The 14,779-nt window shown below is 40.8% G+C and carries 14 protein-coding genes; all 14 read right to left on the reverse strand.

The genetic code is table 11. The features are described from left to right. Positions 1 to 47: 47 nt before the first annotated feature. The 14 genes from HXT32_RS03190 to HXT32_RS03255 all read right to left on the reverse strand — a co-directional run bounded on the left by HXT32_RS03190 (position 48) and on the right by HXT32_RS03255 (position 14,756). Entirely contained in the window at positions 48 to 407 is a 360-nt protein-coding gene (locus tag HXT32_RS03190; protein ID WP_029600105.1) for an HNH endonuclease, read from the reverse strand. A gap of 85 nt (positions 408 to 492) precedes the next feature. Further along, a complete protein-coding gene (locus HXT32_RS03195; RefSeq protein WP_019260869.1) occupies positions 493 to 942 on the reverse strand; it encodes a hypothetical protein in 450 nt (149 codons plus the stop codon). 67 nt (positions 943 to 1,009) lie between these two features. Then, positions 1,010 to 3,220 (reverse strand): glycoside hydrolase domain-containing protein, encoded by a 2,211-nt coding sequence (locus tag HXT32_RS03200; RefSeq protein ID WP_422118884.1) that lies wholly within the window; start codon positions 3,218 to 3,220, stop codon positions 1,010 to 1,012. Between the two features lie 143 nt (positions 3,221 to 3,363). Continuing rightward, on the reverse strand, positions 3,364 to 3,792 hold the full coding sequence (locus tag HXT32_RS03205; RefSeq protein ID WP_019260867.1) for a sigma factor-like helix-turn-helix DNA-binding protein: 429 nt from the start codon (positions 3,790 to 3,792) through the stop codon (positions 3,364 to 3,366). Further along, entirely contained in the window at positions 3,752 to 5,191 is a 1,440-nt protein-coding gene (locus HXT32_RS03210; protein ID WP_422118885.1) for an SNF2-related protein, read from the reverse strand. Before HXT32_RS03210 ends, HXT32_RS03205 begins: the two co-directional genes overlap by 41 nt. After that, complete coding sequence (locus HXT32_RS03215) at positions 5,172 to 5,462, reverse strand: VRR-NUC domain-containing protein (protein ID WP_422118886.1); 291 nt, start codon at positions 5,460 to 5,462, stop codon at positions 5,172 to 5,174. The genes HXT32_RS03210 and HXT32_RS03215 overlap by 20 nt, the downstream gene beginning before the upstream one ends. Beyond that, positions 5,434 to 5,769, reverse strand: coding sequence for a hypothetical protein (locus tag HXT32_RS03220; RefSeq protein WP_103084950.1), 336 nt, complete (start codon positions 5,767 to 5,769; stop codon positions 5,434 to 5,436). The genes HXT32_RS03215 and HXT32_RS03220 overlap by 29 nt, the downstream gene beginning before the upstream one ends. Before the next feature lie 398 nt (positions 5,770 to 6,167). After that, positions 6,168 to 8,084 carry a phage/plasmid primase, P4 family gene (locus HXT32_RS03225; protein WP_422118887.1) on the reverse strand — a complete coding sequence of 639 codons (1,917 nt, stop codon included), beginning with the start codon at positions 8,082 to 8,084 and terminating at the stop codon, positions 6,168 to 6,170. A 296-nt stretch (positions 8,085 to 8,380) separates the two neighbouring features. After that, a complete protein-coding gene (locus HXT32_RS03230; RefSeq protein ID WP_422118888.1) occupies positions 8,381 to 8,749 on the reverse strand; it encodes a hypothetical protein in 369 nt (122 codons plus the stop codon). Beyond that, the gene (locus HXT32_RS03235; protein ID WP_422118889.1) at positions 8,742 to 9,533 is read right to left on the reverse strand and encodes a phage antirepressor; all 792 of its coding nucleotides are present in this window, start codon (positions 9,531 to 9,533) and stop codon (positions 8,742 to 8,744) included. Before HXT32_RS03235 ends, HXT32_RS03230 begins: the two co-directional genes overlap by 8 nt. A 108-nt stretch (positions 9,534 to 9,641) precedes the next feature. Next, positions 9,642 to 12,545, reverse strand: a complete 2,904-nt coding sequence (locus HXT32_RS03240) for a DNA polymerase (RefSeq protein ID WP_422118890.1) — start codon at positions 12,543 to 12,545, stop codon at positions 9,642 to 9,644. Between the two features lie 226 nt (positions 12,546 to 12,771). Next, positions 12,772 to 13,320, reverse strand: a complete 549-nt coding sequence (locus HXT32_RS03245; RefSeq protein ID WP_014554452.1) for a DUF2815 family protein — start codon at positions 13,318 to 13,320, stop codon at positions 12,772 to 12,774. 4 nt (positions 13,321 to 13,324) lie between these two features. Further along, a complete protein-coding gene (locus HXT32_RS03250) occupies positions 13,325 to 14,455 on the reverse strand; it encodes a DUF2800 domain-containing protein (RefSeq protein ID WP_422118891.1) in 1,131 nt (376 codons plus the stop codon). Further along, positions 14,448 to 14,756, reverse strand: coding sequence for a hypothetical protein (locus HXT32_RS03255; protein WP_422118892.1), 309 nt, complete (start codon positions 14,754 to 14,756; stop codon positions 14,448 to 14,450). Before HXT32_RS03255 ends, HXT32_RS03250 begins: the two co-directional genes overlap by 8 nt. Between the last annotated feature and the right edge of the window lie 23 nt (positions 14,757 to 14,779).

Consider the following 14,779-nt stretch of genomic DNA (forward strand, 5'->3'; position numbering starts at 1 on the left):
CCCAGGGAATAGGTTTTTAGAGATTTTGACCGCCCCTGGGGTGGTTTTTATCTGTTATGCCAGCGATCTCCACGCTTAGCGTGAATTTTAGAGTGACAGGATTTGCATAGAGAAATAAGATTATTCCTCTCATTCGTTCCGCCTTCAGCAATCGGTTTAATATGATGAACCTGCTCAACAGGAACAAGCACACGATTCTTAAAGCAAAGCTCACAGAAAGGATGCTCTTTCACATAAGAATCCCTTACTTTCTGCCATGCTCTACCGTAACGCTTGTGAGCATCATAAGGACGCTCGTATTTTTCGTATCGTCTATTCTCTTGTTTTAAGTGTTCTTCACAAAACCTGCCGTCAGTTAGGTTCGGACAGCCTTGATAAGAACACGGTCTTTTAGGTTTTCTTGGCAAGACTTATCCTCCCTTCGGGCATGAAAAAAGCCCTTTGAGATAATCTCAAAGAGCTTTTAACAAAATCATTTACAAAACTATATCACTATTTTCCAATTACATCGTTTAATACTTTCCAGCCTTTTTCACAAAAATTTATGTTTTCATTACATATAGTTTTTCCATTTTTCTCAATGATGATACTCGCCGCAAGGATACTATCACTATCTTGCTCAATAACATCACCATTTGCGGTTTTCCACTTTACTAGAATATCACTTTTACTTAATTTACCTTCAAATGGAACAACAATCCGATTTGGTTCGTCAAACTTACTATCAGAATAGGTGTTGATAATTATTTTATCTTTTTGCTTATATACATCTATGTAGTTATAGTTAGCCCTATATGAAGCTATTTTCTCTTTACTATCAATTTGAGCATTAAATGCATTATTATCAATACGATGCAAGAATAAGGTGATAAAACAAACGATAGCCACAACTATTGAAATACAAAATATCAGCACTTTCGCTTTTTTACTTATCTTATTCATACTCCACCAAATTCTAATATCTAACTTTACCTTATCATAAAGCAGATCCTATTCTCTTTCATGCATTCTATGCATCAGCAGCAACAACCAACCCTAATGTTACTAAGAATCCCAAAATACCTGTAATTAATACTGGAACAAAAGCACAAATAGCAACTACTCCCGCTACTGCTACACCTATTTCAACAACATCTTCAGGAATTTCAGGAACCTTTATTGTAAAATCACGAAATGTAATTAAGTATTTTACAATCACCGTTATATGTTCATCAACATCATCTAATGTTGGTAATAGATTTTCTGACATTACCTCAATAGCTAACTCCACTTGATTTGGAGAAATAACTTTTCCAGTGAATGCAATATCACCCGATTTTACTGATGCTGCAATATTTGCTATAGATTTTTGAATCATGTCTCCGCCCTTCATAATTCTAATATCTTTAGCAATTTTAGAAATTTTATTTTCACATGCAGCACTTAGAGAACCATCACTATTTAGTTCTATCGAAACGTTGTAGGAATTATTAGGCACTGTCATCAATTCTGTTACTGCTTCTACCGAGGTTTGAATACTAATAGTAGGCAGTTCAGTATAACTAAGAATAATTTCTTTATTATATGAAAGACCAAAACTAGTAAGCTGATTTAGCAGATGTAGAGGCTCTACTACATCATACACAAACTGTGTTCTTGCAATATTTACTTTGTCTTTTATATTTTCCTTTTCTAGTTCGCCTTTCGTCATTTTTGTTACACTATCAAATTTTGCGATACCTTTATCTCTTCCAGAATATGCATCTTTATCAAGAGCAAAAGTCGGTCTAGATTGGAAAGAGAATTCATTAAATTGGTCGAACGCCCAATTGTTAGGAATTGCATAACCTAAATTCCCACTAAAACCAGTAGACATATCCGCTACAAACGAATATTTAGCATATCCTGCTTTGCTTACTTTTGAGCAGATTAATCTTGGGCCATATACACCAACTTGGTATTTCTTAATATTTTCACAACTGTTGAATAGTAAACTTATCTTCTTGAAATACGGTAAAATCATGCTGTCCAGCTGATATCCATAAGCATCAAAATCAACAGCAAAGTATATTGTACTACCAGAAGGAATACCAATCCTTTTTGCAGCGGAAATAGCAACCTGTGCATCAACAGTTCCCTGGTTAGGATTCGCAAAATATTCAGGATAATATCCTCCATCTTGATAAATTGGAAATACGGAAAGACCAGCGTTTTTTATGTTTTTAATTTCATCTAAAGTTAGAGCTTTAGATGTTGACTTTCCAACATACCCAGTCAAATATCTTCCAACAATCTGGTATCCTGCCGCTTTTAAATCTTTAGCTTGTTGAGCATTTAGTACCGTTGCACAGTCACACGCCTTGGCAGCTCTGTCTGGATTGCCTTTACTAGTTAACAACGACATCCACGTGTTAACATCAAGTGCTCCGCTGACTGGAAGCTTATAGTCTTTCTGGAATTTAGTGAGTTGCTCAGCAAAATCATCATCCCAATTCTCATTTTGAAGACAATCATATCTAATACAATTAAGTACAGCTTTTGCTAGCCATACCCACTTACCATAGGAAGAAGCGTTTTGCCTGCTAATAGTTTTCAAATTACCTCGTGTACCATGTCCAAAATTACCCGTGGCATCATCAGGCGAATAGCCTTCTAACGACTGTAAAATTTGGATAAGTGCGGTATTCATTTCTCGACCATACAAGCCGTCACAAGGAATGATACCTGTATAATCCTTATAGGTTCGGTTAATAGTTTGTTGAATAATCCTAATAACGTCAATACCACCGTAACGCTTTAGTAAAACGAACTGCTGCATAGAAAGAAGAGCTTTCATTACATCAATTGTGACAGTAGAATCACCACCAATGCCCATATCATTCTTCAACTCTTTAATAGCATTCCCAGTACCACCATAAAAGTTTTGTGTAATATCATTACCAGTAGAGTAACCCTTGCACCATAAAGCACCTTGAATAATCGAGTAAACATTACTTTGCGACTTATCACTATCGGATTGTTGCTTAACACCATGTGGATAACGTTGATTAAATTTACGTGTTGTACCAGCACCAAAATTATTTGCTGTTGCTGTTATACCAAGCTCAATCTGCAAAGCACGAATAAGCCCATTAATTGTATCCCAACCAGTATTCCCATCAGTAATAACTGAACCAAACCCAGGCTTATCACCATAGGTTTTGTTTAACCATTGCTGTGTTTGCAATACCATCTGATCCATGTTGTGCCCTCCTTTTAGGCATGAAAAAAGCCCTGAAAGATTACTCTTCCAAGGCTTAGTATTTATAATTTTTGCTAACTATATAATACCATATAGAAGGCAGTGTCATCTCGTATCAGAGCGTACCAAACCGTACCATTTTTTCAGATTTGGATTAGATTATCTGGTAAAACCATGTGCTCTAACGCTTTACCATGCCACCTTATAATCGTCATTCTGCTAGCATGGAGTTCTTTACCAATATCCTCCCACGTCATGTTACTCATGTAACGGTAGCGTAAAATCATCTGCTCATCCACGCTTTCAAGTTTAGAAATCACATCCAAAATCTGCTCTTTCAAACTGATAAGCATCGTAATCTCCATGTTAATCTTTGCTTCTAAATCCATAACCCTTATAAGAGCTTTCACAAACGGAGCTTCTATACTTCGAGTCGTCTGCACATACTCCCTGTCGTATCTTAATGAAGAAACACTTGTAGCAAGCTCACGCAGTCTTACTACCTCATCCATGTCAGCTTTAATCCGCTTATCAAGAAGATAGGCTTGCCGTAAGTATTCTTTTTTGTTCATTCTTACCTCCATTTTGAGGTAAGTTCTCTCTAGAACCCCTTTCCCTCACTTCGTTAATTGATAGTCTTGCCTTAACCGACTCGATTAAAGCATCCTGCACTTTAGCCTTCATGCTTAAAGCCCTCATCACATCCTCATCAATCGTGTCCTTAGTGATGATGTGATGGATTACAACCGTGTCGGTTTGCCCTTGACGGTTAAGCCTGGCGTTCGTCTGCTGGTAAAGTTCCAAACTCCAAGTCAGGGAAAACCAGATAAGAGTTGAACCGCCAGCCTGTAGGTTAAGACCATGACCCGCGGAAGCCGGGTGAATCAATGCTACAGGAATTATGCCGGCATTCCAGTCAGCAATATCAGCACTCGTTTTAATCTCACGCACGTTAAAACGTTTCTTAATCCGCTCAAGATCATGCTTAAACCAGTAAGCTACAAGCACCGGTTTACCGTTAGCAGCCTCGATTAAATCCTCTAAAGCATCAAGCTTACGATCATGAATATGAACGCTTTCTTTTTTCTCGTTATAAACCGCGCCGCCTGCCATTTGAAGAAGCTTATTTGAAAGAGACGCTGCGTTAATCGCATCAATCTCTTTACCCTCCAACGACACCACCATATCCTGTTTCAGCTCATCATAGAGTTTTCGCTCCTTACCGGATAACTCTACTTTCACCTCGTTTATCACACACGCCGGCATTTTCAAATAGTCTTTCGACTTCATCGAAATCGTAATATCAGCTATCTGCTTATAGATTAAACTCTCAGCACCATCTTTAGGCTTATAAGAAAAAATCATGTGCTGGTTACGCTTATCAGGATCAAAAAAGTTCTGCCGATAATACGTAATATAACGGCCTAGCCTTTCACCCATATCAAGCAGCCTAAACTCAGCCCATAAATCCATTAGCCCGTTAGAAGAAGGAGTTCCTGTAAGACCAACAATCCTTTTAACTTTCGGCCTAGCCTTCAGTAATGCTTTAAAACGTTTCGCCTGATACGATTTAAAACTTGAAAGCTCATCTATCACAACCATGTCGAAATTAAATGGTAGTTTGCTTTTCATTATTAGCCACTCCACGTTTTCACGGTTAATAATATAAACGTGAGCAGGCGTTTTTAGTGCTTGAATCCGCTCCTTCTCAGTGCCTGTTACCACAGAATAAGTCAGGTGTTTTAAATGCTCCCACTTTTCTAACTCTAAAGGCCATGTAGTGTTTGCAACCCTAAGAGGAGCGATAACAAGAGTCCTGGAAACATCGAATGAGTCAAGCATCAGGTCGTTAATTGCTGTAAGACTTATAACACTCTTACCTAAACCGCATTCAAGGAAAACTGCTGACGCTGTGTGTGTGATAATGAAATCAGTCGCGTACTTTTGATACTCATGTGGCTCGTATCGCATCAATCACACCTCCAATCTGACTCTTCTCATCAACCACGAAAACCTTAAAACCTAAAGCCTGTAAATCCTTCATCCGTTTCACCTGTAAGACTCTAGGCTTTTTACCTGGTGTTTTAAGCTCGACAAAACCAATCTTGCCGCCGTTGAGTAAAACGAGCCTGTCTGGAAGCCCGTCAACGGAAGGACTCGTAAGCTTTAAACAAAGTCCTCCCGCAGCTTTGACTTCACGGACGAGTTTTCGCTCAGTTTCCTTTTCTCGTAAAAAGCCCATCAGATACCTCTTTTGCCATTTCAATGATTTTCTTATCAACTTCGTTTCTTGGCTCATCGGAAACATCGCCGTAAAACACGTCAATATAGTGATTGTTTAATTGTGGGTGATCTTTGAACATGTTGTCCTCAGCGTGTGAGGATACTTCATCAATCATGTTCATGGCTTTCAGCAGTCTGTCTTGGTCTTTCGCTAAAAGCACCGGGCTAATATCAACCACTAATTGGCTAATCAGACTCTTAGTCAGTCGCATTGTTGCTCCTGCTTGCTTGTAGGTTTCTACTGTTCTCTCATTTTTGTTAATCATGGTTTATTCCACCTTTCTCAAATCTTATTTTTTATCTATTGAATAGAGTTGTTTCATTCGTTGGTTTTGCCCCGTTTACATCAGGCGAATGTTATTTGTGTAGCCATGTATGCTTTAGACCCATCTTTTACTTTTCTCTATATATACTTATATTTCTTTTATTTTTTTCTCTTATATAAAAAGTAAAGAAAAAGGGTACACTACAATACAAAACCCCTATTTATCAGGCTTTTCTTTCTTGAAAACGTGCATGGTAGCGTGTAGGCAACGCCTATTTTCGTGTATGAAAAAATCCTATAGAACATTTTTCTCTGAACCCGGTTTTTACCATACGAAACATTTGCCTACACGCCTATACATTTTTCAGGAAGTATCTTTCAGTTTTACAGTGTTTTCCATCAAAGAAAATCCTCCTGTGCCTGCAAATTCGGATTGATGGAAAGACCACACCACTGGTAGCCTTTACCAGTCCGTTTTTTGCTATAACCTGCTAACAGTAAAGCCTTAGAAAAATCCCTATCGTTTCTAACATATTCACCGTTAAGGTTTGCCCACTGGCGGTAAGACAAGTAAAGACTCCTACTCATCTCCGTTTCATTCACACCCTTAATGCAATAATCAGTGATGAAATGGCCTATCCAGTCGTTTTCAGCCCGATAAGCGTCCTTAGCCTGCTCTACCACCTTACAAGCAGGGAATTTATAACTGTTTTGGATATAAATCTTGGCTCCTTCAATCATCCATTGAAGTATTGCCCCACCTGCTTTTTGCAAAAGTTCATCAACATAGTCTGTTTTCGGATTCTTGATTTCTTTCGTAAACGGTGCGACAAAGATTCTCCGCCACGTTCCCTTATCGTTTGAACCGACTTTCGGCAGATGGTTCGTGTAGAGAATAGTTGAGTGGCTTGGTGTAAACGTAAAAGGAGCATAATATTTCCTCTCAGCTGAAATATCATCCACGCTTGCTATCTGTTTCAGCATGGAAATAGAAAGCCTTTGTCCTTCCTCGGTTTCCGAGGCAAGAATAAACCTTTTACCGCAAAGCTCTGCTAAATCCACTTTCACGTTTTTAGCCCGAGTGGTTAAAGACTCTGCAGGTATTTTCCCAGCATAATCTCCAAGCACGTGTGCTTCCGCGTTAAACACGGTCGACTTACCGTTGCCGCCTGACCCGTACACCAGCAAAAGTGACTCTTCAAACACTTGACCTATAAGCGTACTACCCGCATGGCTTTGAAGAAATGTTTGAAACTCTTTATCGCCTGCGGTAACCATATCAAGCGTTGTCTGCCACAATCCCATGTTCTCCTGTGAAGGGCAAACAGCGGTCATTTTCGTACAGTACGAACACGGATCATGTGCTTTTAGCATGCCTGTCTTTAAATCCACGATTCCGCAAGGCGTGTTTAGAATGAAAGCATCACGGTCCAGTTCTTCGTTTGCAACTTCCAGCATGGATTTAGCAAGTTTCAATATTCCGGACACTTTACTGTGATCATTCATCTTCTTAGCAAACGAAAGATACTGTTTTGCCCGATTCACTTCACTTTTCGCTTTATCCGCCTGCTCTTTATCACCTGATGATTCGGCTTGAATGAACTGTTCGTAAGCTGTCTTAAACTCGATACCAGCATTTTTCAAAACCTTTTTAGCAATAAGCATGTAAAGTTTCATAACTTTAAGCTCAGACGCTTCCCACTTCTTGCCTGTCCAGTAAAGCCAGCCGGCAGACATCGTATAAACAGCCTTATTCTTGTTATGTTTGGCAAAAACCTCAGCCATCGCAATATCCGTTAAATCATCCGGCTTATACTCCTCATAGCTTTTGCCATACTCGCTAGGCGGAATATAACCTTCCTGACTTGCTACTTTAAGCCCGAACTTTTTAGCCGAATACCAGATTTTAGATAATTCTGCGTCAGGCAAAGGAGGATTACACCTCTCAGCTTCACTCAAAAACTTCTCATGCGCTTCATCTGTCGCCCCATAACGTTTGATGAGTTTTCCGGCAATATGACTAAGCCTAGAGTTTCTCTGCCCTGATGGTATTTCTTCTGTTCCTGCATCAAATTCACTGAAATCTTCTTCCGAGAGGAAATCAGTGATTGTTTTTTCACCATCGTAAAGTTCTACCTGTGGAGTTTTAACACCGTAGAGGAAACGTGCCGCATCAAGAGCGTTACTGTCAAAATACGGGAATACTGATTGAATCTTTGTTTTAAGCTCCACATAAGCTTTAGCATCGCTTACTTCTTCAATTGGAAAATAAACGTGAAAACGTGGTCTTGCACACTTCCCATGCTTGTCTTTCATGTGGTTTCTACTATAAGACGCGTAAAAGCACACGTTCGGAAACGCTAAAGCAACATCAAAAGGTGTCACCCAGTCTTTACCAACATCAGAATGGTCGTTATCACAGTCCATCGGAATACAGGTAGATGAAATGAAATTATCTTTAGACCTATAACTGTTAGTAAACTGTGCTGTGACATGGTCAAAAGAGATAGCCTTATTAAAACTATCTCGATCACAGACTTTTATTTCGTCAGGATACAAGCAGTTACTACTGTTTCCCACACAGGAAGCTGTATAAATTTTGCATTCAAGCATCAATATTCACCCCCTAAATCCTTATCCGTAAAATACTTAATCGGCTGGTTTCGTTTTTCAGCCAGATCAATTTCTACTTGCATGCCGCCTGTGATTTTCTCCCCGAACACCCACAGCTCGTTGCACTTGCCTAAGAGAATAATGTCCATAAACATCGCATCCCCTCTATGCTTTTGATTCTCATCATCCATAAACGGGAAAAGCAGGTGTGGTGTTACTGGGATTGCTCCGCGTGAATACGCGTAAGCCGCACACCGGATAGCGTGTTGCACGTTTCTTTCCTTATCTCCACGGTAGGGAGCACAAATGTAGACGATAGGCTTAAAATTCGGTGTCGTTTCTAAATGCTTTTTATAAGACTTACTCATCTTTAGCCTCCTGTTCAATCAACGGGTAGATCCCGTGTTGTGTCATGAGGTGATAGATGAAAAGCCTGCCTTTCTGAGTCCAATAAGTATGCATTTTTGAGTGTGTAACACCATTAGAATCCTCGTATGTATTTGTGCGAGATTTCGTATATTCCTGATTGGCATACTTTTGATATAAAAGCCAAATATCAGACTGCCTATACTGCACACCAAGGTCATGCAAAAAGTTATTCATCCACTGTGCTGACTTGCCATAATCTTTTGCAATCACACGCATAGAGATTATGTCTTTGCATTTAAGCACAACATCGTAATAGCTGGCTTTTGGCTTAAGCTCTGCTATCTGCTGTTTTTGCACAGCGGTCGTAAGCTCTAACGCTTCTCTTTTAGCACGCTCTTCTTTCAATGCGTTAAAAACAGCGATAGCCATATCAGGGTTGTTGATAAGCTCCTCTGTCGCATACATACCGTGCTTACGGATACTTGGAAGAACCTGTGATGTAACCCAGTGTTTAAACTGACACGCTTTAGGGAGCTGACTTCTAAGAATAAGACTGTATAAACCAGACTCGTTAATAACATACATTTCTCGGTTCTGACCTGAGTCGGTGAAACACCGAGTCAGCTTATCATCTTCATCTACATGCCTTTTCAGTGCATCAGATGTATCACGATAACCAAGAATCTCAGCCACATCCTTACCCACAAAATAAGGAATACCATCTACTACTGTTGTGCGAACATAGCCAAGCTCTACATTCTTAAAAACTTGTAATTCATTCATAAAATTACCTCCTATGATTTTTTTCTGAAGGCGGGATTACCTTCTAAATCACAGGCAAAGAAAAAGAGCAGGTTTTTAACCCTGCTCCTAAAATTTTTTTTAATTTTTTTAATCTTTTTTGTAAAACTCGCACTCGTAGCCGTCAGCTCGTAAAACAAGCCCTTCCGCCCAAGGTGGTGTTCTTCCCATTAGCTCACACACGCTTTGAACACTCACATTCTTATCGGCTTCGATAATGGCTTCATCATGCACGTGAGCGACGATGCGATATTCTTTCAGCGTTTGCATGGCGTAAAGTAGAATGTCACGAGCTATAGCTTGCGTAATGTTTTCCACAAATTTAGGCCCATAACTTTCCAGCCGCTCCCATTTTTTAGTAGACCCCACACCCTCATAGGTGACCGATTCACCACCATACTTGTTTTCTTCCACACGTGGCTTCACATAGTAAAGGCATCTTTTCGAAGGCAGTTCGATGATAAGAAACCCACTCTTGTAAGTGAACACAATATTGTGTGTTCGAACAGAAATGTGTTCGTGTACACACTGTTTTACCGCTCTGTCCACATCCCACCACAGTGAAACAATATGTGGGTTAGCAGATCTCCAATCATTTACCAACTGTTGCAAATCATCTTCATGTAAACCCATATCAAGAGCGCCCATTGCCTTTAATGCTCCTACTGCACCACCGTAGCCACAGTTATGCACGAGCTTTCCCGATACGGTAAAACGATGATTTGGTCCGGCATTTTGTATGTCATAAACTCGAGTCTTGCTTCGATTAAACGCCAGTTTTTTCTGTGTTGTGCTACAGCTGTATTTGCTCTTGATATGATTTCTTCTCTGCTTATTCCTTTCGATAACATTCTTGTAACTACCGATCTTGCGTATGGCCAATATTGTTGCTCCCAGCGTGTTAGGATAGCGTTCTGCTTGTTGTTTTGATTGACTATTCTTGGAACAAAGCGGATATTTCCTTTTTCGTAGTTGCCGTTTGTATTTATCCGATCTAATTCCCAGTCTTTTCGCACATTGTCTATCTCTTGTAAAATCCAAAGACCTGCTTCTAAAACAGAATGGAAGCACCACTTTATCCCTCTTGCTCCATAGTTTTTGTAGTTTGGATCTCTTGGATTGATGCATCGCTGTTTTGCAGCACTTAGCCGCTTTTCTAGCCATATTGGTATTTGTTTCGGCTGTGAGCAAGCTTGACACCCTTTTGATTTGCCCGACTTTAGACTGTTTAAGTCCTGCCATTGGACGCTTCCACACCCTACGCATTGTGTCAGTACATAACAGTGGTTTTGCTTTTGATTCCAATGTTTTTCTGCACTGATGATTTTCACCCAGCCATATTGTTCTCCGACCATCTCCGGTTTGTATGAGATGTGTTTTGCAGATGGCGGATTCAATAAACCGTATTGGCTTCGGTTTCCCTTTAACCCAGACGAGATGGTCTGGTGTTGCTCTAAGTCCTTCATACTCGATTACCTCCTTTACACCCTTAAAAACAACTCCGTTATGGTTGACCCAGTTTTCTCCGTCCCACACTTTTTGTTTTGTAGTGACTTCTTCAATTGGAACAAGCCCTTCATCTGTGAGTACAAGTTCACCTTCAGCAATACAAGCGAGCTCCGCGATCTTACCTTTCTGCCGCAGGTGCCCGTTTACCCCGTGCTTTTCAACAGGCACGCTAAACATTTGAGAGGCTGACGAGCAGTAAATGTCTTTACCTTCCGCGAATACTCGCATACGCCATTTTTCACCTGCAAGCCAAGCCAAGACTCTCGCTTCGATCGCTGAAAAGTCTGCGACAATAAACTTAAATCCCGTGCGTGGAATAAAAGCAGTGCGAATAAGCTGGGATAAGGTATCCGGAATATCCTCATAAAGCATTTCCAACGCTTCAACATTTCCCTGTTTAACAAGACTTCTAGCCTCCGCTAGATCAGGCAAATGGTTTTGAGGCAGGTTTTGTAATTGCACGAGCCTTCCCGCGAACCTTCCTGTACGGTTTGCACCATAGAAGCGAAACATGCCACGCTCCCGATAATCCATACAGGCAGCGTTTTTCATCGCCGTATACTTTTTCACCGATGATTTGGCAAGCTGCTGGCGAAGCCGTAAAACTTCCGCCAACTCTTTACCCACTGTCTTAAGCTCTTTAGCAACTTCTTTTTTACCAAGCGACTCCATTTCAAGACCATGCTCTTTAAGCCAAGAACGCATCTGCAAAACTGAGTTCGGGTTTTCTAAACCTGTAACATGCTTAAGCTCACTCATGAGATGCGTTTTCACCTCCTGGTCGAGTTTTATAGCTGACTCAACGAAAAGAGAATCTATTCCTATCCCACGGTCGTTAATCTCTTGGTCGAGATAAAACTCCTGCCATAAAAAGTCTGGCACGGGAAAGCGTGAGAGCTTTTCTTGAATACTCATCTCAACTTCCACATCACGCTTGTTATACGATTTAAACTGCTCCCATTTTTCCTTATCGTGAAAATACTTGTTTCTTGTTCTTCCACCGTTTACTTTCGTAGGATTACACGGCAGGCAGAAGTATTTAATAAGATTCTTACCTTCAGTTAGTTTCTGCTTATCAAGACCCAGTACTGCTCCCACGCTTTCCAAAGACATGGGAAGCCCCAGGGTGGCTGACCAGATCATTGTGCAATGCCACGAGCTGGGATTTAAAAACAAGCCTTCACTTTTCACTGTCTGACCGGGGTTAACATTGATGCCTTTATCTCGCAGGTAGCGTGATAGGCAGACTCTTTCAAACTGAGCGTTAAACGCCCACTTGGTCACCGTTTCATCCGTTAAAGCAGAAAGCACAACCTCGGGTATGGTTTCACCTTGCGCTAAATCAACGACCTGAACTTCACTACCGTCCACACTGTAGCCAAAGAGCAGTATTTCAAAATCATCCGATTCTGCGTACTTGTAAACACCACATTTACCAAGATTTACACTCGAAAACGTCTCTAAATCTATACTCAAATTTTCCAAATTACACCACCTCCAAGTTAATAAAAGAGGTGACAGAAAACATGCCACCCCACTTATAGAATCTTCTAAATCCTGTTTTTCAGGAATCTTCTAATTCCTATTTAGAATGTGTTTAATATCAACGTAAAGACTCACGAGTTTCTTTACCGTGAAATCAAGAAGTAATACTCCTATAAACACTGAAATAAAAACCGCTATAACAATTTCCATAATTAACTCACGCTCCTTATGCTAGAAAGTCATCATCTTCTAAAGTCGTAAAATCATCGGTTGCGAGGCTACGTCCGCCGAGTGGTTCACCGTCTCGAATTTTTTGAATATTGCCAAGACCGCAAGCGATACCCTTATTACCGTTAGAGTTAAACGCGTAGAAGTTGATGGAAACTCTCGCATAGCAGCCTGAATACACTTCGCTACGGTCCATGATTGGTTTTACCTGTTTGTCTACAATCTGCGGAGCCGTGGTTGAGTTCGCGTTAATGAAGTAGTGTCCTTTATACGCTTCATCATCACGCTCAATATCCCCGTCCCTGAGTGGTGTTTTAAGAGCAGCCTTGTTTGGTTTCTTACCGCCGAACTTGCCGACACCTTCCTCAATCGCAGCATCAATAGCTTTCTCAATAGCCGTAATCGTTTCAACATCACTTTTAGGGATAAGCAGTGAAACACTATATTTTTCAGGGCCGCCGTTAATAGACTTTGGCTCCCAACCGTTGAAATAGGAAAGGCGTGTGTTTTTGCCGGTGATAACCTTAGTGTTATTTAATTTAGACATAGTACTAATTCTCCTTTTTGAATTCTTGATTTACATTTGTTACGTTAACTTTTGCTCGCTTATCCGAGTCTGGTACGAGCGTAAGTTTTCCGGACGGTTTGATAATGAGGTCGCCCAGAATATCCTCAAATTTTTTCTTGCCCATCAGCTTTTGCATTTCTGTTAAACCGATAAGACTAGTTTTGAAAATGTCAGTAAAGCCTGCGGCTTTTGCTTTCTCAATAACCGCTGTCTCATCCTTAAACTTGCGAACTGATCTGCCTTCTACGAGTTTGAAACCGCTCCACTCTTTGCCGTGGTTAATAGCGGAATCTGTGGCGTACGCTAAAACATCATCAGCCCACTTCGTGAGCTTAGGTATAAGCGTGAGTACTTCTTCAATCTCACTATCTGTTAAAACAGAAGGCGGTTTGAACTCAAGTTCTGCAAGTTTAAGGTTTTCTTCCGCACGTTTACGGCACGTGTCTTTTGCCCTGCAAAACCTGCACCAGTCTCCGGCTTCAAATTCGCCTTCGCCTTTAATAGCAAGCCCTGCTTTAGGTTTAAGCACGCTTTCAGCCCAACAGATAAGCTCCGCGACAGGTAGTGTGAAAGTTGATACGTTGTCACGCCGCGGCTGAAAAATACTCATCTCAACAGTTTGAATCTCATACAAGCTGTCGAAAAGCGTTAAAGCTCCAAGCGCGTAGCATTTCATCTGAGGATTCTCGTAAGCATCAACCAGCACGCCTTGACCGTACTTAAAGTCGATAACCTGCAGCGTTTTTTCGCCTACAATAATGCAGTCCGCTGTACCAAAACCGTCAGGCACGTAAGCTGAAAAATCAACTTTCTGCTCTATGAGAAGGATAGGATCTTGACAGTTAAGTTTTGCCTGCTCGTATTTTTCCATTACGAAATCCACGTAAGCATCCGAGCATTCCTGCATCTCGTTTGAGTCATACTCTGTTGACGGTTTTTCACACGGACGGTTAAGAAGCTTATTCAGCTTGTACTCACACCACGCGTGTGCCGCTGTTCCTTCCTCAGCCGCTGTAGAAGTAGTGTTTTCAAACTTTTCTTCTAAAACAGCACTCGGAGTACACTTAATCCACCTGTGAGCAGAAGATGGGGAAAGTAAAGCATGCTTAGTCACTTGTCATACCTTTCGCCTCTTCAAGAAGCTCAGCGTACTTACTTTCATCAAGTTCTGAAAGCTTGTTAGCTCCGAACTTGACGATAAGCGCTTTTACTTCCGCGGTTTTACCATGTTGGCTAAGCTTTGCTAAAACCGCTCGCACATCCTCCAAACTCACCTTTTTAACAGACTCCTTATTATTAGGAACTGTTTCTTTACAACCAACACCAGAAGCACCGGCATCATCAAATAGCGTTTTAAGATGAGCTGTTAAGTTTTCCAAGTCTTTGATGACTTCTCTCAATATTTCCTTTTTCACGGTTTTCCTCCTTAAACTTCTTT

Origin of the sequence: Gardnerella sp. DNF00747 (assembly GCF_049262675.1) — a bacterium.
In the GTDB taxonomy this organism is placed as follows: domain Bacteria; phylum Actinomycetota; class Actinomycetes; order Actinomycetales; family Bifidobacteriaceae; genus Bifidobacterium; species Bifidobacterium swidsinskii.